Genomic DNA, 25861 nt, shown 5'->3' on the forward strand with positions numbered 1-25861 from the left:
TGATTCCTCCTAATCTATTGGTCTTTAAATACTGGTTTTCTTTTCTCAATGAATGCCTGTATTCCTTCTTTGGCATCTTCATTGCCGAAGACTTCGCCAAACGCTGCAGCTTCAGCTCTGTTACCATCTGAAAACTGACCAGTGTGAGCATATGGGATTAGTTTCATTATTTGATGAATAGCAGGTCCGCTTTTAACAGAAACCTGTACAGCGAGCTTCTCCGCCGCTTCAAATAATTCCCCCCGAGCAAAGCTCTGGTTCGCAAGGCCGGCTGCTGCCGCCTCTTTGCCGCTGATGGGAACGCCTGTCAAAATCATTTCATAGGCTTTGGCGGCGCCTACATATCGTGGCAGGCGCTGGGAGCCCGCAAAACCAGGAATAATACCCAGGTTCAGCTCTGGTAAACCTAACTTTGCATCTTCTGCTACGTATCGTATGTGACAAGCCATTGCCAGCTCCAGTCCTCCCCCAAGTGCTGCTCCATGGATGGCAGCAATGATAGGAATATGAAAGTTTTCCATACGATTAAAAAGTTGTTGGCCCGTGCTGGAAAGCTGCTCATAATCCGAGGCAGCTTGTAAGGAGGTGAATTCCTTAATATCTGCACCTGCTGAGAAAAACTTTCCCTCCCCATGTATAAGGATAGCCTTTATACTGTTATCTTTCTCCACGTCATCCAGTACTTTAGATAGATCATTTAATAGTGTACTAGACAAAGCATTAGCCGGTGGGCTTTGAATCGTAATTCTTGCAAGGTGGTTTTCTTTCTGCAAATAGACTGTAGACACTAGCATCACTCCTTTACGATTTATGCAGAGTCAGTCCGTTGATGATAAAGCTATGGACTTCTTTCGCTTGATCTCCTATGTGATAACGCTGGTCTTTCATAACCCAATTGGTTACCGCTTCATCCATCATGCCGAAAATCAGCTGACGAACAAGTTTACGGTTTAAATCATCACGAAACAACTTTTCTTTTATTCCCTCTTCCAATATTTGATCAATTACAGCTAAATACCTCTTTAACACCTGATTTATTTTAGACCGTAATTCTTTATTGGATTGCCGGAGTTCAAGCTGCGTAACAATCGCTAAATGATGATCGGCAGCCAGCTGCTCGAAATGAGTTTCAACTAGAGTAAGAAGTTTTTCTTCAGCTGTCTGCCTTGAGGTTGTTTCTTGTTCAATTCTTTCGATAAACTGCCCCATTTTATCCTGAAATAAAGAGATTAAAATATCCTCTTTATTTTTAAAATAGAGGTAAATGGTCCCATCAGCCACCCCTGCTTTTTTTGCGATTTTTGAAACCTGCGAAGAGTGGTATCCATTTTCAGCAATAACGACAACTGCTGCGTCGATGATCTGTTTATATTTTGGTTTATCTTTTTTCATAAATCTCCCTGCCTTTATTGTGAAAATGAATGAATGGTCATTCACACATCATAATACATACTTCTAACTATTCTGTCAACTTTCTATGAATCTATGAGTTTTGCAGATTGCTTTCTTCCAGCTTCTTATTCTCTTCATCAACAAGTGTACGTCGAAGAATTTTCCCGACCGCTGTTTTCGGAAGCTCATCGCGGAATTCATAAATACGCGGAACTTTAAATGCTGCCATATGTTTTCGGCAAAATTCATTTAATTCTTCTTCTGTTACATTCTGACCCTGCTTCCTTACTATAAACGCTTTAACAGTTTCCCCGCGATAGGCATCTGGTACACCGATAATGACTGCTTCCTGAACTGAATTATGCTCATAAAGGACTTCTTCTACTTCACGAGGGTAAATATTATAGCCTCCGGCAATAATCATATCCTTTTTGCGGTCAACTACATAGAAATAACCATTCTCATCCATACGACCCATATCACCTGTACGAAACCATCCCTCTTCACTGAGTACCTGATCCGTGTCTTCTTTTCTGTTCCAATACCCTTTCATGATTTGCGGTCCTTTTACGACGATTTCTCCTATCTCCCCAATGGGAACTTCTTCGCCTGCTTCCATACTTACAATCTTAGCATCGGTATTCGGCCACGGTACCCCGATACTTCCACTTATACGATTACCCCAAATAAAATTAGAATGCGTGACGGGAGATGTTTCGGTTAAGCCATACCCCTCTACAAGCTTTCCGCCGGTAACACTTTCAAATTTCTCCTGAACTTCCACAGGAAGCGGTGCCGAACCGCTAATACAAGCCTCGATAGATGACAGGTCATACTTTTTCAGGTCAGGATGATTCAGGAGAGCAATATAAATAGTTGGGGCACCTGGAAATAAGGACGGTTTCTGCTTTTCAATCGTTTTCAGTACCTCACCTGGTTCGAACTTAGGCACTAAAACCATTTTTGAACCCATCATAACAGACAAATTCATAACGGAGGTCATCCCGTAAACATGGAAGAATGGTAAAATGGCAAGAACCACTTCCTTCCCCTTCTCACACTTATACATCCATGTCATGGCCATTTGAGTATTTACAACTAAATTATAGTGACTTAGCATTACCCCTTTAGGAGAACCTGTAGTTCCACCTGTGTATTGCAAGAGGGCTATGTCCTCAACTGGATCTATTTCTACTGGAGAAAGCTGGCCGCTGCTATTATCCAAAATGTGTTTCCATAAATGTGTGTCGTATGATTGTTCTGGTTTCACCAAAACCTGATGCTGACGCTTCTGTATGAAAGGGTACAGTTTGTTTTTCGGAAATGGGAGGTAGTCTTTAACACCGGTAACAATAATATGTTCAAGAGAAGTGTTTGGTTTAACATTAACCGCTTTTGGATATAGAATATCCAGGCAGATGATCATCTTTGCCTCGGAATCCTTCAACTGATATTCAAGTTCTCGCTCCATATACAGCGGGTTGGTCTGAACTACAATACCGCCAGACATTAAAATTGCGTAATAAGCGATCACCGACTGAGGACAGTTAGGCAGCATTACGGATACACGATCGCCTTTTTCGAGCCCTAACTTCTGTAAGTAACTCGCAAAGCTCCGGGTCTCGTCAAAAAGCTCCTGAAAGGTCATTTCTTTCCCCATGAAATGAAGCGCTTTCTTTTTTCCGTAGAGCTCAACGCTATCCTCCAAAAAGCTGTGCAGCGGACGTTTATCATAATCTACTGCTGCAGGAATTTCAGGCGGATAATTTTTGAGCCAAGGACGTCGACCACTCTCCATAAAAACCCCTCCCTCTTTGTATTACTTTTTATTATACCGTTATCGACGTCAAATTTGAAATATATAATTATAATTTTGAAAATATTTACTTTGAGTAAGCAAACCATCTGAAAGTACATGCCTATAACAGAACATACACGATACCAATCACAATAAACAATGAAGCAATAACGATCAATATTTTTGCTAATGTCTCCATATTATTCCACCCTTCAAATGATGTTAGCCCCGATCACGTATGACAATCCTGCTGAAATAATAAATGAAATAAAACCAACAGCCCGGTTATCTTCAGTGATCTCGTCATCGATCTTGAATGAGGGAGTGAGAAATTCAAATATGAAATAGCCAATTAACAGTAGGATGAATCCGAACAGCCCCCACCCCATCGTTTGGAGGAGGGAGTCATTCTCTTGAATGGAGAAGCGGAAAATATTAGCGATGCCAAATATTTTCCCCCCAGTTGCCATAGCTACAGCTAAATTACCATTCTGAATTTCTCTCCAATTATTATAGGTGGTTACTAGTTCAAATACAGCCATAAATACAACAACACACAGAACTACAACACTATAGCTTGCTGCGGTTTCAATGAGTGCATGTTCCCAGAATCCTGTCATAAATAAGCTCTCCCTTTGTACGAGTTTACCTTAATTCGAGCACGGTGACTCCGCTGCCACCTTCATTCATGCCGCCAGCACGGTACGAGTCAACTTGGCGATGGTTTTTCGCATAATTTTGGACAGCTGTTCTCAGTGCGCCTGTTCCTTTTCCGTGTATAATGGAAACACGTGGATAATTCGCTAACAATGCATCATCAATATATTTTTCCAATTGATTTAAAGCTTCTTCGTAACGTTCCCCTCTTAGATCAAGCTCCGTTTTAACATGATAGCCTTTCCCTTTCACGGTAGCCATAGGTTTTTCCTTGTATGGCTGTTGAGCCTTTACAAATTCTAAATCGTTCCGTTTTGCCTTAACCTTCATCGCGCCAACCTGAACCTGGAATTCATTGCTGCTCGTTTGCTCCAGAATAACCCCTTGCTGATTTAACGTAAGCAGTTTCACCTCGTCACCAGGTCTTAACTCTTTGTCTTCTTGTTTAGATACTGGTTTCTTACTGGTTTTTTTCTTATTTGCCAGGTTCGGCTTTGTTTCATCCAATGCTTTTCTTGCCTCAATCAATTCGTGGTCTTTAATTTCAGCCTGGTTCTTCATTTGTCGAAGCTGCTGGACTATTTCTTCCGCTTCATGTCTTGCTTTTTCAACTGCTTTCTCTGCTTTAGTTTCAGCTTTTGTATATAATCGTTCTCGTTTCTCCTCAAACTGTTTCCATTGCGTTTGCAAATCACGATACAATTCTTCTGCTTTTGTTAATGTTTCTTCCGCTATATCGTAGTCTCTTTCAGCATTTCTTGTTGATGCTTCAAGTGAAGCAATCATATTCTCAACGCTTTGTGAATCAACTCCGACCTGCTGCTTAGCAGTTTCTATAATCGGCTCTTCTAGACCAAGCCTTCTGGATATCTCAAACGCATTACTACGTCCAGGAACCCCTATCAGAAGGCGGTAGGTTGGCTTTAATGTTTGGATATCAAATTCAACGGAGGCATTCGTAACCCCTTCCCTATTGTACCCATACGCTTTGAGCTCAGGGTAGTGTGTCGTCGCAACTACCCGGGCTCTGCGGCCAACTACCTCATCTAATATGGACATAGCTAAAGCAGCTCCTTCTTGAGGGTCTGTTCCTGCCCCTAGCTCATCGAATAAAACTAATGTACGTTCATGGACATGCTTTAAAATTTCCACAATATTGGTCATGTGAGAGGAAAAAGTTGATAGGCTTTGTTCGATGGACTGCTCATCCCCAATATCCGCATATACCTGTTCGAATACAGCCAATTCACATCCATCCATAGCAGGCACCTGGAGACCGGACTGAGCCATTAATGTAAACAAACCAAGCAGTTTCAAGGTAACTGTTTTACCTCCAGTGTTTGGCCCTGTAATCACAATTGAAGTGAAATCAACTCCTAAATCGATATCATTAGGAACAACTTCCTCTGGGTCTATAAGCGGGTGTCTTGCCTGTTTAAGATGAATACGACCTTCATCATTCATAGTCGGCATAGCGGCTTTCATTTCACTGCCAAGTTTGGCCCTGGCAAACATAAAATCTACATAGGCAAGTATTTCAACATTAGAATAGAGCAAGGATTGTTCTTCTGAAATAGCTAAGGACAATTCTGTTAAAATACGCTCTACTTCCTGGCGCTCTTGTACTTTTGATTCCTGTAATTGATTATTTAAATCTACCACCACTTGTGGTTCGATGAATAAGGTAGCTCCTGATGCAGATTGATCGTGAACAATCCCACCTATTGAACCTCGATATTCTTGTTTTACGGGTAATACGTACCGTTCATTTCTAATAGTGACGATGGCATCAGAAAGCATGTTACTTTTCGATCTGGTGAAGGTCTCCATCTTATCGCGGACACGGCTTTCTGAAGTTCTAATTTTCGAACGGATCGTTCTAAGTTTATCAGAAGCTCCGTCCATCACTCCTCCGTGCTCATCAATACAGTTTCTAATTTTTCTTTCAAGTTCTGTGAGGGGAACGATACCTTCCACAAGTCCCCTCAATATAGGCATTTCAGGTTCTTCCATCTCTTCAACAAATCGTTTTAACTGCTTTCCACCGTAAATCGTGCTTGCAATATCAAGACATTCGAAGGCACTAAGCACTCCTCCAATAGTTGTCCGCTTAATGCTCGGTTTAATGTCAAAAATTCCGCCCAGTGGAATGTAACCCTTAAGACGGATCACCTGGGCTGCTTCATCTGTTTCTTTTTGCCACTGAGTGACTTCCTCAAGTTCAATTGAAGGCTTCAATGCGAGCGCACGTTCCTTACCAAGTGAGGAAGCCGCCTGCTCCGCTAATTGTTCAATAATTTTTTTGTATTCTAAAACATGAAGGATTCGTTGGTTCATGTTAATAAAGTCTCCTTTATGCACAACTAATTCTTACCAAGACGTTCCATCAACTGCTGTGTCGTCATTGTATTTAGTACAGATTCCTTACGGAGCCACCCTTTTCTAGCGGTGCCGATCCCAACCTCCATATGGTCAAGCATCGGATAGCTATGGGCATCCGTATTAATTGCGATCGTTACGCCAGCATCCTGTGCTCTCATTAGCCATTCCCAACTTAAGTCAAGGCGATTGGGGTTCGCATTAAGTTCCAAAATTGTTCCCGTTTTCTGTGCACCTTCAATTAGCTTCTCTAATTGTACTTGATAACCGGCTCTGCGGCCAATTAATCGTCCAGTTGGGTGGGCAATCATATCAACGTAAGGATTCTGAAGTGCAGTGTTAAGCCGATGCATAATTTGGTCTTCAGATTGATTAAAGCTGGAATGGATAGAGGCAATAACAAAATCCATTTCCTTTAAAAACTCGTCCTCAAAGTCTAGAGAACCGTCTGGTAGGATATCCATTTCAACTCCGGCAAATATGTGGAAGCCCTCCATTTCAAGATTAATCTTGTCAATCTCTTGTCTTTGCATTCGTAAACGCTCTTCATTTAACCCGTTGGCAATTCTTAAATACTTGGAATGATCTGTTATAGCGATGTATTCATATCCCATATTCTTGCTTTGTTCTGCCATTTCTCTTATCGATTGGGCACCATCACTCCACGTTGAGTGCATATGAAGGTCGCCGCGAATATCTTTTGATTCAAGGAGAGAAACTGACTCTTGAAATGCTTCAACTTCTCCCTTGTTTTCACGTACTTCAGGAGGAATATAGTGAAGTCCAAAATGCTGAAAGAAATGTTCTTCGGTTTCAAAGGTCAGCATTTCACCTGTCTCCGCATTTTCTACCCCATACTCACTTATTTTTTCTTGTTTTTGCTTGGCCAGTTGTCTCATTGCTACATTATGTTCTTTTGACCCAGTAAAATGATGCAAGGTAGAAGCAAACTCTTCAGGTTCGACAATTCGAAAATCCACACCTATATCGTATCCTTCATCTATGATAATCGAAACCTTTGTATCACCAGAGGAAACAATTTCTTTTAGCTCCGGGTAGGCAAGTAATTCTTCTCTTGTCTGCTCAGGATTTTTAGAAGCAATAATGAAATCGAGATCCTTAATCGTTTCCCGCATTCTTCTTAAGCTGCCTGCCACAGAGAAACGTATAATCGTTTCTGCTTGATTCAAAAAGGCTTCGATTTTTTCTGCGATCGGCAGCATAAAAGCAATAGGAAGCCTTTCAGGTCTTGAACCGTATTCCTCTAGCGTTTTCAATATTTTCTCTGCTGACTTCTTGCCAAAGCCTTCAAGCTGTTCTACCTTACCCTCTTCAAGGGCTTCTTTCAGTGATTCAGCATCGGTTACTCCTAATTGTTGATAGAGTTTAGCGAGCTTCTTCCCGCCCAAGCCCTGAATATCAAGTAAGGGAACCAGACCGGCCGGCACCTCCGCCTGTAATTGTTCTAACGTTTCAGATCTCCCTTGATCCACATACTCCTGGATGACGGCTGCAGTACCTTTACCGATGCCTTTGATCTTAGTAAAATCGTTGATTTCATTCAGAGAATAATCATTTCTTTCTAACGCTTGGGCAGCTTTACGGTAAGCTGAAACTTTAAATGAATTTTCTCCTTTTAATTCCAGATAAACAGCAATTGTTTCAAGTAATTGAATCACTTTCTTTTTATCAATTGTCATGATTTAGTCCACCTTTCATGCATTTCAACAGTTGAAGATACAAAGAAAAGGCCGCTATGAAATTTTCACAGCGACCTTTCCATAACAAGCCAAAAACAGGAGATAGCCACGTCAAACTTAACAAATCTCCTTCAACTTCCGAATAGCTCACATGTAAAACCATAGAAAATAACAATTCGTTCTACTGTAGCAAGCTTATCATATGGTCTACCCACATTGTCTTGATTTGGCTGGACAGGATGGGAGTGCTTTCAATAATAAACTGGGCAAGAAACGAACCGTCCAAAGCGTTTTGAACAACACTTAAAGGTACTAATGCCGCTATGTATAATAGAATAAACAAAAGAAAATATCTTTCTGCAAACCCTAAAATGCCGCCTAACAGACTATTTATTGAACTCAGGATGGGTAGTTCTGCAACAAAGTCCAGCATGGAAGCAATAATCTGTAAGATAATTTTAACACCAAAAAATAAAATAGCGAAGGCTGCAGCATTATAAAATGCTTGTTCTAAAGGAAGGTTCTCCGCAAAAATTGCCCAGGACGCTCCCTCTGGGAGTTCTGGGTAGGGAACCCACAAAATAAGTTTTGGTGCTAGATTGTCATAATACATTACAGCAACGATAAAAGCAGCAATAAATCCTATCAGATGAAATAACTGGAGGATAAAGCCCCTTCGCACGCCTACCATAACGCCAAAGAATAAAATAATTAAAAGCAGTATATCAATCATGTCAGTCGTCGTCCTCTTTCTCTATCTTGTCAATATAATTCATTAATTCCGTACACTCTTCTTTTAGTTTAATATATTCATTCATTGTATTAACCGCTGTCAAGACTGCAAGCTTAGACGTATCTAAACTTGGATTAGCTTCATGTATTTCGCGCATTTTCTGATCCACAAGACTAGATACCATGCGGATATGGTGCGGCTCTTCATGCCCAACAATTGTGTACGAGCGATTGTTAATCTCAACGGTGATTCTTCTTCTGTTTTTATCTGATTGGGACACATCCATACCCCCTTGATTCTCAAGTCCTAAGCATAATAGTAACATGAAGCTGAACATTTGGGAAACCAAAAAGTATTAATAACTCTGTTCTGTTCATGTTTCTAATTTGCTATACTGATTTTATACTTTTCAATAGAGAGGACTTAACTATGTCACAAGTTGTTCTAACCTTACCTAAAGAAAAACTTCAGGAAATGCAAAGTTATTATAAACAAAGTCTGAAGGCCACACCCCAGAATGCTGCTTTTGCAGCCAAAACACCAAGTTGTACAATCACAGCGTACAACTCTGGAAAAGTACTTTTTCAAGGAAAAGCTCCGCAGCAGGAATCAGATAAATGGGGAAAATCCGCTGCTCAATCTTCCTCTAAAAAGTCAAAACCAAAATCCACTCATCGATTTCATCCCGATAAAGCGTTGTTTGCCCAATCCCATATTGGGTCAGATGAAGCCGGAACTGGTGACTTTTTCGGTCCGATAACTGTGGCTGCGGCCTATGTAAAAGATCATCAAATTGGCCAGTTGAAAGCAATCGGGGTAAAGGATTCAAAACACCTCAGTGACAAACAAATCACACATATCGCTAAACAAATTGTGGAAATGAATATTCCTTACAGTCTGCTGCGTTTAGATAATATGAAATATAATGAATGGCAGGAGAGGGATTGGACACAAGGCAAAATGAAGACAATGCTTCACCATAAAGCTTTAGAAAATTTGCTTACAAAAATTGCGCCTGAGCAGCCGGCTATTCTGGTTGACCAATTCTCCCAGCCTGACGTTTACGCAAAACACTTGAAATCTGAACGTAAACAGCTTCAGAAGAACATATTCTTTATGACCAAAGCCGAAAGCTATTCCACGTCTGTCGCTGTCGCTTCCATTATTGCCAGGTCGAGTTTCGTGAAAGCGATGAATCAAATTGAGATGGACACCGGGCTTCCTATTCCTAAAGGAGCTTCAGGAACCGTTGACAAAGCGGCAGCAAAAGTTATTACCGTTTATGGAGAAGACAAACTGCGTGAAATTGCCAAAATACATTTTGCTACTTTAGAGAAAGCCCGAAAATTAACGTAGCCACAAACAAAGCGTGCCATAAAATGGCACGCTTTTGTTACGCTCTATTTAGCAAAACTAACCGCGGAGCTCAGCCCGGTGAGTTTGTTTAACGGCTTCAAGAATTTGATTGTGAGCTTCTTCTACTTCCTTATCCTTCAATGTTCGTTGTGGATTTAAATAAACAAGGTTAAAAGCCAGTGATTTCTTCCCGTCTTCAAGATGTTCGCCCTGATAAACATCAAAGACCTGTACAGCCTGAATGAGCGGATCTCCGGCCTCGGCAATCGTCTTTTCAATATCAGCAGCAGGTATAGATTCGTCTACAACTAAGGCAATGTCTCGACTCACCGCCGGATATTTAGGTATTGCTCGAAAGCCTTCTTCTTTCGTGTACATGTTGAAGAGCTCCTCAATATTTAGATCAAACACATACGTTTCCTTTAATCCCATTTCCTTTTGGAGTTTCGGATGGACTTGTCCAAGGAACCCAACCGTTCTCCCACCGGATTTAATGAGAGCCGTTCTTCCAGGGTGCATGTGATCAATCTTTCCTTTCTCAAATGAAACAGACAGATCCAGCTTAGCAGCCAGCCCCTCAACAATTCCTTTTACAACGAAGAAATCGACAGCCTTTTTCTCTTGCTGCCATAGATGACTTACCCATTCACCCGTTAAGGCACCAGAGGCTCGCAGTGTTTCAACAGGCTGTTTCGTGACTCGTTCTTCTTCATTGATGAAAACTTGACCAATTTCATAATACCCCAGGTTATTTTGTTTACGTGCAGTATTATAGGCTAGCGACTGAAGCATCTCAGGAAGTATGCTTAGACGAAGATGGCTATGATCTTCACTCATTGGCATAGCCAATTTAACAGGTTGCTTGGCCTGATTAGCAATCTCCACGCTTACAAGCATGGCGGCTCTTTTTTCACTAGTAAGTGAATACGTAATTACCTCATCTAAGCCTGCCCCTTCAAGGTATGTCTTGATTTCACGCTTCAACTTTTGATTCTGTGACAATCCGCCTGCCTGTGAAGCACCTTGTGGAAAAGTATACGGCAGTTGATCATACCCGTATATACGAGCCACTTCTTCAAGCATATCCTCAAACTGGGTGACATCTCCCCTTCTCGTCGGTACGGAAATTTGAAAATCATCTCCGGATTGAGTGAATGTAAATTGAAGGCGATTGAGAATATTCGCGATTTCTTTTGTTGAAATTTCAGTCCCTAACCGATCATTTATGCGCTGGGTATCAATGGACACTTTTCGCTCGGTCCGATCAAGTTGATCAAACTTAGCAACTCCTGAAAGTACACTGGCACCTGCGTATTTTTCTAAAAGCTCACATGCTCTTTGGCCTGCTCGCTCTACTCGATTTGGATCCACTCCTTTTTCAAAACGTGTACTTGATTCACTGCGTAGTCCATGATCCTTGGAGGACTGTCTCACAACAGCTGGATCAAAATAAGCAGCCTCCAGCAAAATCGTTGTGGTGCTCTCGTTAACCTCAGAATCTGCCCCGCCCATTACACCAGCAATCGCCTGTGGCTTAGTACCGTTTGTAATGACTAAATGATCTGGTGTTAATGTGCGTTCTTGATCATCTAACGTCACAATCGTTTCGCCGTCTTTTGCTTTACGGGTTACGACTTCTTTAGAGCCGAAACGATCGTAATCAAAAGCGTGAAGCGGCTGTCCATATTCAAGCAATACATAGTTTGTGATGTCCACTACGTTATTAATCGGGCGAATTCCAGCTGCCGTTAAACGATTTTGTATCCATAACGGAGACGTTCCTACTTTTACATCTTTGATTATAAACGCACCATAGTAAGGATTGGCCTCTTGGTCTTCAACCGTGACAGATAGATATTCTGATGCTTTCTCCGAAACAGGATGGACTTCCTCAACAGCCAATTCGTACTCACGACCCAGAGCTGCCGCCACTTCATAGGCTACCCCAGCCATGCTTAGACAGTCTGCCCTGTTTGGCGTTAAACCAAGCTCGATGATGATATCATCCAGATTCAGCAATGATACAGCATTTTCACCTGCTTGCACATCCTCCGGAAAAACAAAAATCCCATCATGGTATTCTTTCGGAACATCTTTCTCATCTACACCAAGTTCTTGAAGGGAACAAACCATTCCGTTTGACTCTTCTCCGCGCAGCTTTGTTTTCTTAATTTTAAAATTGCCAGGCAGTACAGCTCCTGGAACAGCAACAGGAACATACTGACCTTCTGCTATATTAGGGGCACCGCATACAATTTGTAATGTCTCGGTTCCCACGTCAATTTGACACAATGATAATTTATCTGCATTCGGATGCTGCTCACATGAAACCACATGACCAACCACTACCCCTGTAACTTTTTCAGCCACAGGTTCTACACTCTCTACTTCTATGCCTGTTTTCGTTATAATTTCAGCAAGGTCTTCCGGCTGATAATCACGCACATTTATATATTGATTTAGCCAATTCAAGGATACTAGCATGTCCTTATCCTCCTTATGCTTTATGGTATTGTTTTAAAAATCGTTGATCGTTTGTATAGAAATGACGAATGTCATCCACACCATATTTCAACATGGCAATTCGTTCTGGGCCCATTCCAAAAGCAAAGCCGGAATACTCATCTGGATCGTACCCTGCCATTTCGAGTACATTAGGGTGAACCATGCCAGCCCCCAGGATTTCAATCCATCCCGTTCCTTTACAAACGGAGCATCCGCTTCCACCGCACATTTTACAGGAGATATCCATCTCCACAGACGGTTCTGTAAAAGGGAAGAAGCTTGGACGCAGCCTGATTTCCCGCTCAGCTCCGAACATTTGCTTAGCAAATGTATCAAGAACTCCTTTTAAATCGCTCATCCGCACATCTTTATCGACGAGCAGCCCTTCAATTTGAGTAAACTGATGGGAGTGGGTGGCGTCATCTGTATCACGGCGATAGACTTTTCCCGGGCAAATCATACGTACAGGTTCAGAACCATTTTTCTGCCCCATTGTTCTCGCCTGGACAGGTGATGTATGGGTACGTAGTAAAAGTTCCTCCGTAACGTAAAAGGAATCCTGCATATCACGAGCAGGGTGACCTTTAGGCAGGTTCAGCGCTTCAAAATTGTAATAATCCGTTTCCACTTCCGGCCCCTCTTTAATTTCAAATCCCATCCCGATAAACAGGTCTTCTATTTCCTCTACAAGAGAAGTTAACAAGTGAGGACCTCCGACCTGTATCGGGCGGCCAGGCAATGTAATATCAATACTTTCAGCCTCTAATTGTTTTTCAAGCGCCTCGTCTTCAAGACGGGTTTGTTTAGATTCGATTGCATCGGCTATCTCTTCCCGAACATCATTTGCCAGTTGACCGATAACCGGTCGTTCCTCTTTCGAGAGTTTTCCCATCCCGCGTAATACTTCTGTGATCGGACCTTTCTTGCCCAAGTATTCGACACGAATGTCTTTAAGGGCTTGCACTTCTTCGGATTTCTCAACTTTGCTTAATGCTTCTTGCTTTAATTCCTGCAAACGTTCCTTCATGTCCTGCTTCCTCCTTCAATCTCAAAATAAAAAAAAGCCTCATCCCCTCATAAAAAAGGGACGAGACTTGTTTAATCGTTTCGCGGTACCACCCTTGTTGACACACCAGTGTGCCCACTCAAGTTCTTAGATAACGGATATGAATCCGGCACATCTTTAACAGATGCCAGCTCCAGAGTGAAATTTCAACAACGGCCACGATAGAAATGCTTTCAGTCTAAGGCATTTCTTCCCTTAATCGATGCTGCCCTTATTTACTATGCTCCTTCTTCACTATTCACTATATAACTGTTCATTAATTATAGAGAAAGACGATGAGTTATGCAAGCCTATCCTTTTAAATGATACATTAATATGGCCGCAGCAATCGCCACGTTTAATGATTCAGCCTGTCCATAAATCGGGATATAGACTCTCTCGCTTGCATAAGCTAGCAATTCATTGCGAATGCCCTGTCCCTCATTACCGACAATCAAAGCTGCTTTCTCAGGTTGTGGTAACTTTTTATAAGGTTCAGCATCCTGAAGAGCTGAGGCCCAAACCATAACATTAGCAGCTTGCAGATCCCGTATAACGTCTTCTAATTCCCCTTGAAAAATTGGAATATGAAACAATGACCCCTGGGTTGAGCGAATCGTCTTTTCATTAAAAGGATCCACACAGCCTTCTCCAACCACTACATGGTCAAAACCAGCGGCATCAGCCGTGCGAATTAACGTGCCAAGGTTCCCCGGGTCTTGCACAGCATCAATTAACAAGGTCAACGTTTGCGGTTGGAAAGGCACAATCTTTCGCTCAACAATCGCTGCGATCCCTTGAGGCGTTTGTGTTTGAGAAATGGTCTGAAACACTTGCTCACTTACATCAGTAAGCTGTACGTCCGTGTCAGGAACAAAAGATTCTCCTTCTCTTCTGATCACTTCCACTACTTTCCAGTCACTTTTTTGTGCTTCTTCTATTAAATGGTGCCCTTCCACTAAAAAGGTTCCCGTTCTTTCTCTATATTTTCGTTTATGTAACTTTTTCCATTCTTTCACTTTCGAGTTATTGACAGATGTTAGCATATTATGTTTTCCCTCGTTTAATTTGAAGTTTTCTTTTAATCATACATAGCTTATTCTCATTTGGTCAAACTAAACATAATTCAAAAGTGGAGGTAGACAAAAAATGGACTTAAACTTAAGAAAAGCAATCCTGTCTAACGTTTCAGGACACAATACGGATCAGCTGGAAGCTACTATTGTTGACGCCGTCGAAAATGGTGAAGAGAAGATGCTTCCTGGGCTTGGGGTTTTATTTGAAATGATCTGGAAAGAAGCGAACGAACAGGATAAACATGAAATGCTTGAAACTCTTGAACACAGTCTGCAGAAGCAATCATAAAAGCCACCCCTAAGGGGATGGCTTTTTATTTTAGTCAAATGTAATTTCTTTTACTTTTTTATCATCGAGTCGTTTAATAACTTCTACAATTAGATGAACAGCATTCTCAAAATCGTCCCGATGAAGCATCGCTGCATGGGAATGAATATACCGTGTTGCAATGGTTATGGATAAGGCTGGCACCCCATCATGGGTTAAATGAATAGCACCTGAATCTGTACCGCCTCCAGCCAAGGAATCAAACTGATAAGGGATAGCATTTTCATCTGCTGTATCGACCACAAAATCTCTCAGTCCTTTATGAGAAACCATGGAAGCATCATATAAAATTATTTGCGGCCCATCTCCCATTTTACTTTGAGCATCACGCTCAGAAACTCCCGGAGTATCTCCTGCAATACCTACATCTACGCCAAAAGCGATATCCGGATTAATTAAATGAGCGGAAGTACGAGCACCTCGTAAGCCAACTTCTTCTTGTACCGTACCAACACCATAAACAATGTTCGGGTGTTTCTCAGACTTCAGGCGTTTGAGTACTTCAATTGCAATAGCACAGCCGATCCGGTTGTCCCAAGCTTTGGCAAGCAGCATTTTCTCATTTTTCATTTGAGTGAATTCAAAATAGGGAACGATAGAATCTCCTGGTACTACACCAAACTCTTTTGCTTCTTCTTTACTTGAAGCACCAATATCTATGAACATGTCTTTAATTTCGACAGCCTTTTTACGCTGGTCGGCAGGTAGAATATGAGGAGGCTTAGAACCGATAATTCCAGTTAGATTGCCTTCACGAGTCATGATAGTTACGCGCTGGGCAAGCATTACCTGACTCCACCATCCGCCAACAGGCTGAAAGTAGATATAGCCTTTGTCATCGATACGTGTCACCATGAAGCCTACTTCATCCAGGTGACCTGCGACCATGACTTTCGGACCTTTTTTATTTCCTACCTTCTTAGCTACCAGGCTTCCGAGATTATCTGTATACACCTCATCCGCATAAGGGGTGATATACTTAGTCATGACATCCCTAGCTTCGCGTTCGTGCCCCGGAATTCCATTCGCATCTGTTAAATCTTTGAGCATCATTAGTGTTTCATCTTTTTTAGCCATATGTACAATTCCTCCTTTTGTCTCACTATTCCCTATTATATAGTTTTTATTATGAATTCACAAAAAATTACGTCTAATATCCCTGATCCTGCCGCTCAAAGTTCACTTCATTTTTTTGAATATATGCCTTCTGTAACTCCCCGGCCTGGAAGCCAAGCGTTTTTCCTAGTGATAAAAAGGCTGCAAACAATTCAAAATAGCTTGTCTCGTTTTTTTCCCGTTTAAAACTCTCGATAGCTGTGAATATAGCAAGAAAAGCTTCTGTTTGATTCATCTTCTCGTTAAGCGCTGAAGTTTGATACCGAAAGCCGAGATCCAGCCCCAGAGAAAGGATGAAATGTAACCCATCCACGTACTCCTCCAGCACAACTTCTTTAGGGCTTGCTGGCTTCTTACTCCAAAATTTAAAACACCGGGTTTCGTTCGCTAACTCCCCGATCTCAACTAATAGTGCCAGTATTTTATTATCTACAACATTCATCTCTTGCAGATCATGCGTATGTATAATGTGAGCATCTAGCTTCTGCTGCATGTGATAAAAAGATTCCCAATTCATGATATTCCTCCTAAAAAAATTTTCTTCAACATAAATGTATCACTTTTTGAAACAAATAGGGAACGTTAATCGTACATGTGCTAACAATCACTTTCAGGGAGAAGGTAACTATGATAATTATACTCTTTCGAATCTTATTAATTATAGCGATATTGTTCATCATTTACACAGTTTACAAATTCATAGTAAACCCCAGAAGAAGGCTTGATCATGCCCATCAAAAGCACGAGTTTTACTTTCACGATACCCCTGAAAATACGAAACAGAATTTCTTCATTACCTATAAAGGATTAATGTTTGAAGGAGAAAAATATCTTGGGACTACTGAGGAAGCGTTTGAAGTTGTCACTATTAATATTTTCACCCATTATCCTGAAAAGTTACAAGGATTAGAGAGAAATGACTTATACTTTCTTGAAGAGCAAGTTTTAATAAGGTACCCTTATGCCAGAATCGAATGGAAATATCCGATCAATCGGTTAAATATACGCCCGATCAATGATGATCAGTAACTGATTAATTAGGTGTTTTCTATTAAAATACCTCGGACACATAAAAACATGGCCAGTACCTCAGAGCAGCGGGTACCGGCCTCTTTTTTAACTGGTTTGAAAGAAATCCTGCCAAATCAACACTTCATATTTCTTCCTTAGCAAGTAACACGCGAAAGCAAGCAATCCAGAGAATAATAACAGCATAGGGATGGATAAGAGGGTAATCCATTGCCCTACTGAAGTGTATACCACAGCCAATGGAAAGTTTGCCAGCAAGGAAGATTTAGTGTAATCCTTAAAATCTTTACTCATTTCAATTAGACAATAAGACAATAAATGAAAATGGATGAATGGAATTAAGCGAAGAATTGCCACCTGTCTTACCGTTAAATGAGATTTCCGTTTATTCCACTTCTGATACATAGCCTGCATTTTCTTTAGACCAAAGGGAACAAGACGAATCATTCGATAAAATATAAGACTGGAGAGCAAGGTTCCAATGACTGAATAGGCAGTTCCAGCAACTGGTCCGAATAGCATACCACCTGTGACACAAACGAGCATTACCGGTAAAAATAAAAAAGGACGTAACAAATGGATCGCAATAAATAATAGTGGTGCCCACGCTCCTTGATGTTCTACCCATGCCAGAACGGCAGTCGATGTTTCGGCCATCCACTTCGCCTCCCTGCCTACAGATTATGACAGCATTATGGAAAATAGAACCACATGAGCATCAACAAACCAACTAGCTGAATCACTGCTAATATGGACCATCCAATACGGAAACGGGAATAATTTAACTTGTGTCGAAAGACTCTCATTCCGGCAACTCCGCCGCACGCTCCCCCCATTAAAGCGAATAACCACAATCGTTTCTCTGTCACTCGCCATTGCCCTTTTTTAGCTTTCCTTTTGTCATACCCCATTAAAATAAACAGCGCAGTGCTGGATAGAATAAAAACAAACAGGATCCAATAAGATACGGCCATCATTACTCCCCCGTCCATCACGAAAAGAGCCATTTCCAGGCGAACGGAAATGGCTTCTTATATTTAAATATTTTCTTTATTTAAGAGCTGATTTGGCTTGCTCTGCCAGGCTTGAGAACCCTTTTTCATCATTGATGGCAAGCTCAGCAAGCATTTTACGGTTTACTTCTACACCGGCAAGCTTAAGTCCATGCATTAAGCGGCTGTAAGAAATGTCATTCATACGAGCTGCTGCATTAATACGTGCAATCCAAAGTTTACGGAAGTCACGTTTTTTCTGACGGCGGTCGCGGTATGCATACTGACCTGACTTCATTACTTGCTGTTTAGCAGTTTTAAATAGTGCGTGTTTTGAACCATAATAACCTTTAGCTAATTTAAGGACACGATTACGACGTTTACGTGTCACTGTTCCACCTTTAACTCGTGGCATTGTAATTCCCTCCTATATGAATCTGTTTCGTTTATTATTTTTTCGGAAGCATGTGTTTAATACGACGGAAGTCTCCGTTTGAAACTAATGTCGCTTTACGCAATTTGCGTTTTTGCTTCGTAGATTTATTTGCGAATAAGTGGCTTGTAAACGCATGGGAGCGTTTCACCTTTCCACTACCAGTTTTTTTGAAACGTTTCTGAGAACCTTTATGGGTTTTCATCTTAGGCATTGACATTTTCCTCCTTTAACTGATTCTACTTACTTCTCTGCTAGAGGAGCAAGCATCATAAACATATTGCGACCTTCCATTTTTGGTTTGGTCTCAATAGTAGCAACGTCCTTACATTCTTCAGCCAGACGTTCAAGAACTTTTTGTCCAAGTTCTTTATGAGTGATTGCACGACCACGGAAACGGACAGATGCTTTCACTTTGTCACCTTTTATTAAGAATTTACGAGCATTACGAAGCTTCGTATTGAAGTCATGCTCTTCAATTCCCGGGCTTAATCGAACTTCTTTAAGCTTGATAATCGTTTGATTCTTACGAGCTTCTTTCTCTTTCTTCTGCTGCTCATAACGGTACTTACCGTAATCCATGATCCGGCAGACCGGTGGTTTCGCATTTGGAGCTACCATGACAAGGTCAAGGTTGGCATTTGTCGCAATGTCAAGTGCTTCATTACGAGATTTAACTCCGAGCTGCTCACCGTTTACATCAATGAGTCTTACTTCACGTGCGCGAATTTTCTCATTAACATTCATGTTATCCTTGCTAATAGTCAGCCACCTCCATCATAATTTAGAAACTTATATAAGATCCGTCATCGACAAGTGGTTTTGAATCCATAAAAAAAGTGTCGGCACACAGACTGCACCCACACGTTTCCCTTATAGAATACAAAGGATAATTAACCTGCCAACTGCATATGTTTGCGTCGATCAGGTGAGAAGCGGGTGCTTCTTCTTGTCTCAGATCCGTTCATTCAGTTACCTAACAATAATAGCACGCTGGTTTCTCCATGTCAACAGCTATTGCCTTGCAGTTCATCGTTAGATCATATGAAGGTTTTTTCCGAAAGGCTCTTTTCGTAAATTTTGTTGCTCCGAGAACTATAAACTACTTCTTAAAGTACGATTTCGGAAATACACTAGGCTGGTATGCGGTGGATTGAAGCGTTGCCCGCGGAAAGCGACTGCCCGAAGTGAAAATCAACCTCGCTTTTGGGACGAAAGTTTATATCAACTTCGAGGGTTAGGTCAAAAACAACAATCTTTTAGAAAACAGCCTTCCAAAAAGCTCAGCTGATAACACTTTTACGTCCGCTATTTATTTAAAAGTTTTAAATCAATTTCATTACGGATTTCATCTTTAAAAGTCGCCACGGTCTTCGTTTCTGACTTCTGTTCACCATAACGACGGACATTTACGGCATGGTCTTCGATCTCTTTATCCCCCACGACGAGCTGGAATGGGATTTTTTGAGTTTGAGCTTCGCGAATCTTATATCCTATTTTTTCATTACGCTCATCCACTTCAACCCTGACGCCTGCCTCTCTTAGTTCATCTTCAAGCTTTTTCGCATAGTCAAGGTGGGCCTCAGCCGAAACTGGTATAATTTTGGCCTGAACGGGCGCGAGCCATGTCGGAAAAGCCCCTTTATACTCTTCAATTAAGAAAGCAACGAATCGCTCCATGGTAGAAACAACTCCGCGGTGAATAACAACCGGACGGTGATCCTTGCCATCCTCGCCAACGTACGTCAGGTCAAATCGTTCAGGGAGATGAAAGTCCAGCTGAACAGTGGACAGTGTTTCTTCTTTTCCAAGTGCTGTTTTCACTTGAACATCAAGTTTCGGACCATAAAAAGCGGCCTCTCCTTCAGCTTCCACATATTCAAGTTCCATATCTTCCATCGTTTCCTTTAACATTGCCTGAGCTCTATTCCACATTTCATCATTATCTACATACTTCTCTTTATCTTCCGGATCACGATAAGACAGACGGAACCGGTAATCGTTAATTCCGAAATCACGGTAAACCTCTTGTACGAGGCGAACGACACGTTTAAACTCATCCTTCAACTGATCTGGGCGAGCAAAGATATGAGCATCATTCAAGGTCATCGCTCGAACACGCTGCAAGCCAGCAAGAGCTCCAGACATTTCATGACGGTGCATTGTTCCCAGTTCAGCAATCCGGACGGGAAGGTTACGATAACTGTAAAACTCATTTTTATACACCATCATATGGTGCGGACAGTTCATTGGGCGCAGAACTAAGTCTTCATTGTCCATTTCCAATGTTGGGAACATGTCATCTTGATAGTGATCCCAGTGCCCACTTGTTTTATAAAGGTCTACACTCCCTAGCACAGGTGTGTACACATGGTCATAACCTAAACGTTCTTCTGTATCAACTATATAACGCTCAATGTTACGACGAATTGTCGCCCCTTTCGGTAACCAGAGCGGCAAGCCTTGCCCTACTTTTTGATTGACTGTAAACAGCCCCAGCTCCTTACCTAGTTTACGATGATCGCGCTCTTTTGCTTCCTCTAAAAGATGAAGATATTCTTCAAGTTGTGCTTTTTTCTCAAATGCTGTCCCATAAATTCGCTGCAGCATCTTGTTATCACTGTCCCCACGCCAATAGGCACCAGAGATGTTCAGTAACTTAAATATTTTAATTTTACTCGTTTGAGGAACATGAACTCCACGGCAAAGGTCGAAAAATTCACCTTGTTTATAAATGGTAAGGGTCTCCCCTTCTGGGATATCTTGAATAAGCTCGAGTTTTAAATCATCACCAAGCTCTTTATACTTTTCAATTGCCTCTTCACGAGTAAGTTCAATTCGCTGGATTTCAAGATTCTCATCAACGATACGCTGCATTTCCTTCTCAATTTTCGGCAAATCCTCAGGTGTTAAAGAAACATCGAGGTCAATATCGTAGTAAAAACCACTTTCAATCACAGGACCGACACCAAGCTTGACCTCACCATACAGACGTTTAATAGCTTGTGCCATTAAATGGGCTGTAGAGTGACGCAGAATATCGATTCCTTCTGGATTTTTATAAGTTAAAATTTCCACTGCACCGTCCTGTTCAATGGGACGCCTTAAATCATAATCTTCTCCATCTAATTTAATTGCTAATGATTGTTTCTTAAGCCCTGGCGAAATCGACTGGGCAATCTCTTCTCCAGTAGTTCCTATAGGAAATTCCTTCTTATTACCATCTGGAAACGTAATATGAATTGCTTCTGCCATGTTGCCACTCCTTTTTCATAAAATTAAAAAAACGCTCGCCCCTTCTGCTGCTAAGCAAAAGGGGCGAGCGTGATTACTCGCGGTTCCACCCATCAATTCCCACAAAAAATACTTTGTGGCTCCATTCATCCTTAACGCGGACCAAACGCTGTTTATTACTCATTTCCTTTCACAAACAGAGCTCAGAGGTGGTAAACAGCTAATCCGTCAAGGAAGAGTTTTCAGCCAGTGACTCTTCTCTCTATACAAGCGTCCATTAGAGTTCTTGTCCTCATCAGTGCAGTAAATATATGTAGGTATTATAGCGGTAAACAAGAAAGAAATCAAGCCCAATCGAAAGGAAATTCCGAAAGGGGCTTACAAGACGCTTTTTCTTCAAACAAATTTGTTAGCAAATCAAGCTTCGAATCTCCCAAGTGATCAGAATAAATAATTAGCTCGTCCGGCGCAAAAATAAGGGCTGGGGTAATTCCAAAATTAATAGGTAAATTGGTTAGAAAAGGAGCTGGATATTGATTCAAATAAAGAACGAGTTCGTCCCGACTAACTTTATTTCCCTCATCATGGAAATAATGAAGCTCCTCGTCATGAAATACATGTAATACATGCACCCCCGTGTCCCTATTATTGACACCGCGCCTCCATGAATCAACCATAAGCTGATGCGCCTCTTCCAGCTTATATTCATCTAATATTTTCCCTGTAAAATCCACTAAATCCTCATAGATCTTTTCCAGACAAACAGCACTTAACCAGTCAAAATCGACATAAAAACGACCTGATAACTTGTCATTTACACATGTCTCGATAGCTTGTTCTAAATCAGGGATTACAATTCCTGCCGGAGGTTCCAGTCTGAACTCACTGCTCAATTCTATAATCCGTTTAATCTCCTGCTTTTCTTTATAGTGAAATACATGCTTGAGTACACCCTCTGTCCATGGTGCCAGCTTTTGATCCTTAATGACTCTTGTCACACTTTGTACAAAATCATTAAAAACTTCTCTCAACGACAACTCAGTTTCTATTAATAACTTGTTATGTGAGATATCTTTAACCATCCAGGGGCAGGAGTGATCTATTTGAAGTTCTGTTATCACCTGATGGAAATAAAAAGCAACTTTTCGACTGGAAAACTGTATACATACCAACACACTTCCCCCTCATCACAAAAACATCCCCACCTGCAGTGAGCATTTATTTAGACTATTACGTCTTATACATATGATAAGAAGGAATGAAACATGCCTATTGACCTCGTCGATTCTGTCCCTCCACAGGTACACTATCACTTAATTGCTTCACACGTTCCGTAATTCGCTGTGCTTTAACTTGATCAATATCTCCACGATTGCTCGTCATTAATACTTTTTCTAATTCATTTAGAGAATAGTTAGAAGTGAAAAAGACCGGAAGCCGCTCCATCATTCGGTATTGTAATATAGATCCCAAGACTTCGTCACGAAACCACGCGGATTGAGATTCTGCTCCTATATCATCCAGCATGAGCACAGGTGTTTTTTTAAAGGCCTCAATCTTGTCATTCATGGAATCGTCTTTTATAGAGGCTTTGATCTCCCGAACAAATTCAGGCATATAAATAATCATCGAAGCAATATTTTTTTTCATTAATTCATTAGCAATCACTCCGAGGAAAAATGTCTTACCCACTCCAAAAGGACCGTGAAAATACAATCCTCTGCTCGGAAGCTGCTCATCTATTTTTTCGAGATATTGTACGGTTCTCTGGATAGCCTGACCACGATCATCATCATTAAAGTCTATTCGATCAAGGTTAGCCTCCAAAATTTCCCTTGGGATATGAAGGCTGCTTATTAAAGAGCGCTGATTCCGCTGCTGCTCTTGTTGACGTTCACTGCGGCACTTATTATAAACCAATTTAATTTCTGAACCTGTCACCTCTAACTGAGGAACGTGACCAGGTAAAATATTGATACAAGCTTCGCGAGAAGGACACTTTTCACAATCCTTTGATTGCGATTGATACTCATAAAGTTTGATCAGCTGTTTTTCCAGGACATCTTCCGTTAGAGAAGGATGGTCCCTGACCAGCTGTTTTATCTCTGATGAATTCAGAACTTCACGCTTCATGTGACCTAGACGTTGTTGAAATTGTTTATGATTACTCATCCACTTTTGCAAAGATTTTTGAATGGGCTCCACGAATTACTACACCTCACGATTCATTTCCTTTATTCGACAGCTTCCGTATACGCTCAGCAATATCCTGCTTATTGATCGGGGCTGCAGGTTGTTTCTCTTTAGGCTCCCCGCGCTTCTTAAACCAATCCGGGATAACTTCCTGATTTGTATTTTTTTTCCGATATGTGTTTCTCTGTTTCCCCCACTGCTGATACTTCTGATGTTCAGCCTTGGCAAGGTTCATTGCCTGTCTCACAGTAGACACATTTTTGCGTGCCCAATGACTGGCAATTTTCTCAAGGTAAGGCTTCGATAGTTTCATATCCGTTTTTAATAGCACATAGTGAATCAGAACATTCATGACCCCAGGCTGGAGGCCTTGTTCTGTCATAATATCTCGAATTATTTTCATTTCCTGCTCTGAGGCTTGATTACCGTTCGATAGATCCTCCAAAAGTTCTCTAGGTGAGATTTCTTCTAGTAATTGAATAAACTGCTCTTCCTTATTGCCTGCTTCTTTATTAGTAGACTCAGGGACCTTTTCCCGCTCGTCAATACTCCCATTCTCTGCAGAAGGCCTGTCTTTCATATAATCATGACAAGCAGCTTTTAGTTCATCAATTATCAATTCATTTTCCTCATTAATAGCCCAGATAATCGCCCGCTCGATTTCACTGGACGTTAAGTTGTACAAAGCAACTAGCTGGGAAATAATCCTCCGATGATCCCCAGTAAGAATCTTCTCACTCGGATACATCCTCTGCTTTAATGCATGATGCAGCCAATTAAAATCTACCCGGCTGTTTAAAATCGCTGGACCGCGGGACACTGTGCCTTCTCGACGTTGCGCAGATTGTTTTTGCTGATCCAGTAAAGCTGACGAAGGGTACACCCCATGAAATACACGATCAAATGTTTCTGTTACTTCCTCATATTCTTCCACAGAAACAGTAGGCAAGGAAAACCTGGTGCGCAATGATTTAAATTTATCTTCACCCATTTCATGTCTTAACAACAAGGAAAGCATATCATCATTAAAAAATTCCTCCGGGGAAAATGGGGGCCTGATTTCATATAAGTAAACAGTTGTCGCTTCTTTTTTTGATAGATATGTTCGTAAAAGCCCTAGCGCCTCAAGCTTTTGCCTGGCTTTATATACTTGATCCAAGGGGGTAGACAGAAACGCCATAATCGCATGATGGGATTGTACAAACCCTCGCTCGCACGTTTCATATTCATTAACTAAAAATTGATATAAGGAAATAGCTAGCTTTCCTATTAGTGGTTGATATAAATGGGTTAATGACCATTGAGCGGATTGAGGAGCTGAACCTGTTTGAATAATTCTAAATCCATCTATTGGTAAAAGCTTTCCTATATACCGATCCATGAATAGACCCCCCTTTCATCTGAAAAAGAAAATGAGCCCCAACCCGGCTCATCCTTTATCTTCATGTTTAATTAATTCTTTTAACTCGTCTATAAACACATTAATATCTTTAAATTGGCGATATACTGATGCAAAACGAACATAAGCTACCTCATCAATTCTTGAAAGTCGCCCCATGATCATTTCACCTATATCCTTGCTTTGAACTTCTGATACACCACGATTTCTCAGTTCCTTCTCAATATCAAGGGTTACAGCTTCCAATTCCTCAACAGCAACCGGTCTTTTTTCACATGCACGTATAAGACCGCGCATAAGCTTCTCACGGCTGAACTCTTCTCTCGTTCCTTCCTTTTTTACGACAATCAGCGGTACCTCTTCGATTCTCTCAAAGGTCGTAAAGCGAAAGTCACATTGTTCGCATTCCCTTCTCCGCCTGATCGAATGTCCCTCCTCGATCGGCCTCGAATCCAGCACCTTCGTACTTTTATAGTGGCAATTTGGGCATTTCAAT

Annotated in this window: 26 protein-coding genes and 3 other annotated features; of the genes, 3 read left to right on the top strand and 23 right to left on the bottom strand. The window is 41.3% G+C overall.

Annotation, left to right across the window (positions count from 1 at the left end):
* Positions 1-14 precede the first annotated feature (14 nt).
* From P9989_RS13715 to zapA, 8 genes are all read right to left on the bottom strand, one after another.
* Positions 15-788: an enoyl-CoA hydratase gene (locus P9989_RS13715; protein ID WP_283075451.1), complete on the bottom strand. Its 774-nt coding sequence runs from the start codon at positions 786-788 to the stop codon at positions 15-17.
* Positions 789-801: 13 nt separating this feature from the next.
* A complete protein-coding gene (gene fadR / locus P9989_RS13720) occupies positions 802-1392 on the bottom strand; it encodes a fatty acid metabolism transcriptional regulator FadR (RefSeq protein WP_283075452.1) in 591 nt (196 codons plus the stop codon).
* 91 nt (positions 1393-1483) lie between these two features.
* On the bottom strand, positions 1484-3190 hold the full coding sequence (locus P9989_RS13725) for a long-chain-fatty-acid--CoA ligase (RefSeq protein WP_283075453.1): 1707 nt from the start codon (positions 3188-3190) through the stop codon (positions 1484-1486).
* Positions 3191-3402: 212 nt separating this feature from the next.
* A complete protein-coding gene (locus P9989_RS13730; protein WP_283075454.1) occupies positions 3403-3810 on the bottom strand; it encodes a DUF350 domain-containing protein in 408 nt (135 codons plus the stop codon).
* A 25-nt stretch (positions 3811-3835) separates the two neighbouring features.
* Positions 3836-6184, bottom strand: coding sequence for an endonuclease MutS2 (locus P9989_RS13735; protein ID WP_283075455.1), 2349 nt, complete (start codon positions 6182-6184; stop codon positions 3836-3838).
* A 26-nt stretch (positions 6185-6210) separates the two neighbouring features.
* A complete protein-coding gene (gene polX, locus P9989_RS13740; protein ID WP_283075456.1) occupies positions 6211-7926 on the bottom strand; it encodes a DNA polymerase/3'-5' exonuclease PolX in 1716 nt (571 codons plus the stop codon).
* 181 nt (positions 7927-8107) lie between these two features.
* Entirely contained in the window at positions 8108-8659 is a 552-nt protein-coding gene (locus P9989_RS13745) for a CvpA family protein (protein WP_283075457.1), read from the bottom strand.
* Position 8660: 1 nt separating this feature from the next.
* Positions 8661-8945: a cell division protein ZapA gene (gene zapA / locus P9989_RS13750; protein WP_390307260.1), complete on the bottom strand. Its 285-nt coding sequence runs from the start codon at positions 8943-8945 to the stop codon at positions 8661-8663.
* A gap of 143 nt (positions 8946-9088) precedes the next feature.
* On the opposite strand from zapA, the gene rnhC reads away from it, so the two are divergent.
* Entirely contained in the window at positions 9089-10015 is a 927-nt protein-coding gene (gene rnhC, locus P9989_RS13755) for a ribonuclease HIII (RefSeq protein WP_283075458.1), read from the top strand.
* Positions 10016-10072: 57 nt separating this feature from the next.
* Here the strand turns inward: rnhC and pheT are convergent, their stop codons facing one another.
* From pheT to P9989_RS13770, 3 genes are all read right to left on the bottom strand, one after another.
* Complete coding sequence (gene pheT / locus P9989_RS13760) at positions 10073-12499, bottom strand: phenylalanine--tRNA ligase subunit beta (RefSeq protein ID WP_283075459.1); 2427 nt, start codon at positions 12497-12499, stop codon at positions 10073-10075.
* A gap of 13 nt (positions 12500-12512) precedes the next feature.
* The gene (gene pheS / locus P9989_RS13765) at positions 12513-13547 is read right to left on the bottom strand and encodes a phenylalanine--tRNA ligase subunit alpha (RefSeq protein ID WP_283075460.1); all 1035 of its coding nucleotides are present in this window, start codon (positions 13545-13547) and stop codon (positions 12513-12515) included.
* A gap of 53 nt (positions 13548-13600) precedes the next feature.
* Positions 13601-13827, bottom strand: a binding site (T-box leader).
* A gap of 49 nt (positions 13828-13876) precedes the next feature.
* On the bottom strand, positions 13877-14611 hold the full coding sequence (locus P9989_RS13770) for a TrmH family RNA methyltransferase (protein WP_283075461.1): 735 nt from the start codon (positions 14609-14611) through the stop codon (positions 13877-13879).
* Between the two features lie 103 nt (positions 14612-14714).
* Between P9989_RS13770 and sspI the strand changes: the two genes are divergently transcribed.
* Positions 14715-14930, top strand: coding sequence for a small acid-soluble spore protein SspI (gene sspI / locus P9989_RS13775; protein WP_283075462.1), 216 nt, complete (start codon positions 14715-14717; stop codon positions 14928-14930).
* 30 nt (positions 14931-14960) lie between these two features.
* On the opposite strand, the gene P9989_RS13780 is transcribed toward sspI, so the two are convergent.
* Both P9989_RS13780 and P9989_RS13785 read right to left on the bottom strand, forming a co-directional pair.
* Positions 14961-16046, bottom strand: coding sequence for a M42 family metallopeptidase (locus tag P9989_RS13780; protein ID WP_283075463.1), 1086 nt, complete (start codon positions 16044-16046; stop codon positions 14961-14963).
* Between the two features lie 73 nt (positions 16047-16119).
* The gene (locus P9989_RS13785; protein ID WP_283075464.1) at positions 16120-16602 is read right to left on the bottom strand and encodes a dUTP diphosphatase; all 483 of its coding nucleotides are present in this window, start codon (positions 16600-16602) and stop codon (positions 16120-16122) included.
* A gap of 110 nt (positions 16603-16712) precedes the next feature.
* On the opposite strand from P9989_RS13785, the gene P9989_RS13790 reads away from it, so the two are divergent.
* Positions 16713-17114, top strand: coding sequence for a sigma-w pathway protein ysdB (locus tag P9989_RS13790; protein ID WP_283075465.1), 402 nt, complete (start codon positions 16713-16715; stop codon positions 17112-17114).
* 87 nt (positions 17115-17201) lie between these two features.
* Here P9989_RS13790 and P9989_RS13795 read toward each other — a convergent pair whose 3' ends face one another.
* From P9989_RS13795 to nrdR, 10 genes are all read right to left on the bottom strand, one after another.
* A complete protein-coding gene (locus tag P9989_RS13795) occupies positions 17202-17771 on the bottom strand; it encodes a TVP38/TMEM64 family protein (RefSeq protein ID WP_283075466.1) in 570 nt (189 codons plus the stop codon).
* A gap of 35 nt (positions 17772-17806) precedes the next feature.
* Positions 17807-18106 carry a DUF1294 domain-containing protein gene (locus P9989_RS13800; RefSeq protein WP_283075467.1) on the bottom strand — a complete coding sequence of 100 codons (300 nt, stop codon included), beginning with the start codon at positions 18104-18106 and terminating at the stop codon, positions 17807-17809.
* 58 nt (positions 18107-18164) lie between these two features.
* Entirely contained in the window at positions 18165-18521 is a 357-nt protein-coding gene (gene rplT / locus P9989_RS13805; RefSeq protein WP_283075468.1) for a 50S ribosomal protein L20, read from the bottom strand.
* A gap of 34 nt (positions 18522-18555) precedes the next feature.
* Complete coding sequence (gene rpmI / locus P9989_RS13810; protein WP_283075469.1) at positions 18556-18753, bottom strand: 50S ribosomal protein L35; 198 nt, start codon at positions 18751-18753, stop codon at positions 18556-18558.
* Between the two features lie 29 nt (positions 18754-18782).
* Positions 18783-19286 carry a translation initiation factor IF-3 gene (gene infC, locus P9989_RS13815; protein ID WP_283075470.1) on the bottom strand — a complete coding sequence of 168 codons (504 nt, stop codon included), beginning with the start codon at positions 19284-19286 and terminating at the stop codon, positions 18783-18785.
* A gap of 80 nt (positions 19287-19366) precedes the next feature.
* Positions 19367-19496, bottom strand: a sequence feature (ribosomal protein L20 leader region).
* A 351-nt stretch (positions 19497-19847) separates the two neighbouring features.
* The gene (thrS, locus tag P9989_RS13820; protein ID WP_283075471.1) at positions 19848-21794 is read right to left on the bottom strand and encodes a threonine--tRNA ligase; all 1947 of its coding nucleotides are present in this window, start codon (positions 21792-21794) and stop codon (positions 19848-19850) included.
* Positions 21795-21850: 56 nt separating this feature from the next.
* Positions 21851-22081 (bottom strand) — a binding site (T-box leader).
* A 36-nt stretch (positions 22082-22117) separates the two neighbouring features.
* Positions 22118-22945 (bottom strand): sporulation protein YtxC, encoded by an 828-nt coding sequence (gene ytxC, locus P9989_RS13825; protein ID WP_283075472.1) that lies wholly within the window; start codon positions 22943-22945, stop codon positions 22118-22120.
* Between the two features lie 97 nt (positions 22946-23042).
* Entirely contained in the window at positions 23043-23978 is a 936-nt protein-coding gene (gene dnaI / locus P9989_RS13830) for a primosomal protein DnaI (protein ID WP_283075473.1), read from the bottom strand.
* 13 nt (positions 23979-23991) lie between these two features.
* Entirely contained in the window at positions 23992-25347 is a 1356-nt protein-coding gene (locus tag P9989_RS13835; RefSeq protein ID WP_283075474.1) for a replication initiation and membrane attachment family protein, read from the bottom strand.
* Between the two features lie 48 nt (positions 25348-25395).
* A complete protein-coding gene (gene nrdR, locus P9989_RS13840; RefSeq protein WP_283078920.1) occupies positions 25396-25860 on the bottom strand; it encodes a transcriptional regulator NrdR in 465 nt (154 codons plus the stop codon).
* Position 25861: the final 1 nt, after the last annotated feature.

The sequence above is a fragment of the Halobacillus naozhouensis genome (genome assembly GCF_029714185.1).
Taxonomy (GTDB): Bacteria; Bacillota; Bacilli; order Bacillales; family Halobacillaceae; genus Halobacillus_A; species Halobacillus_A naozhouensis.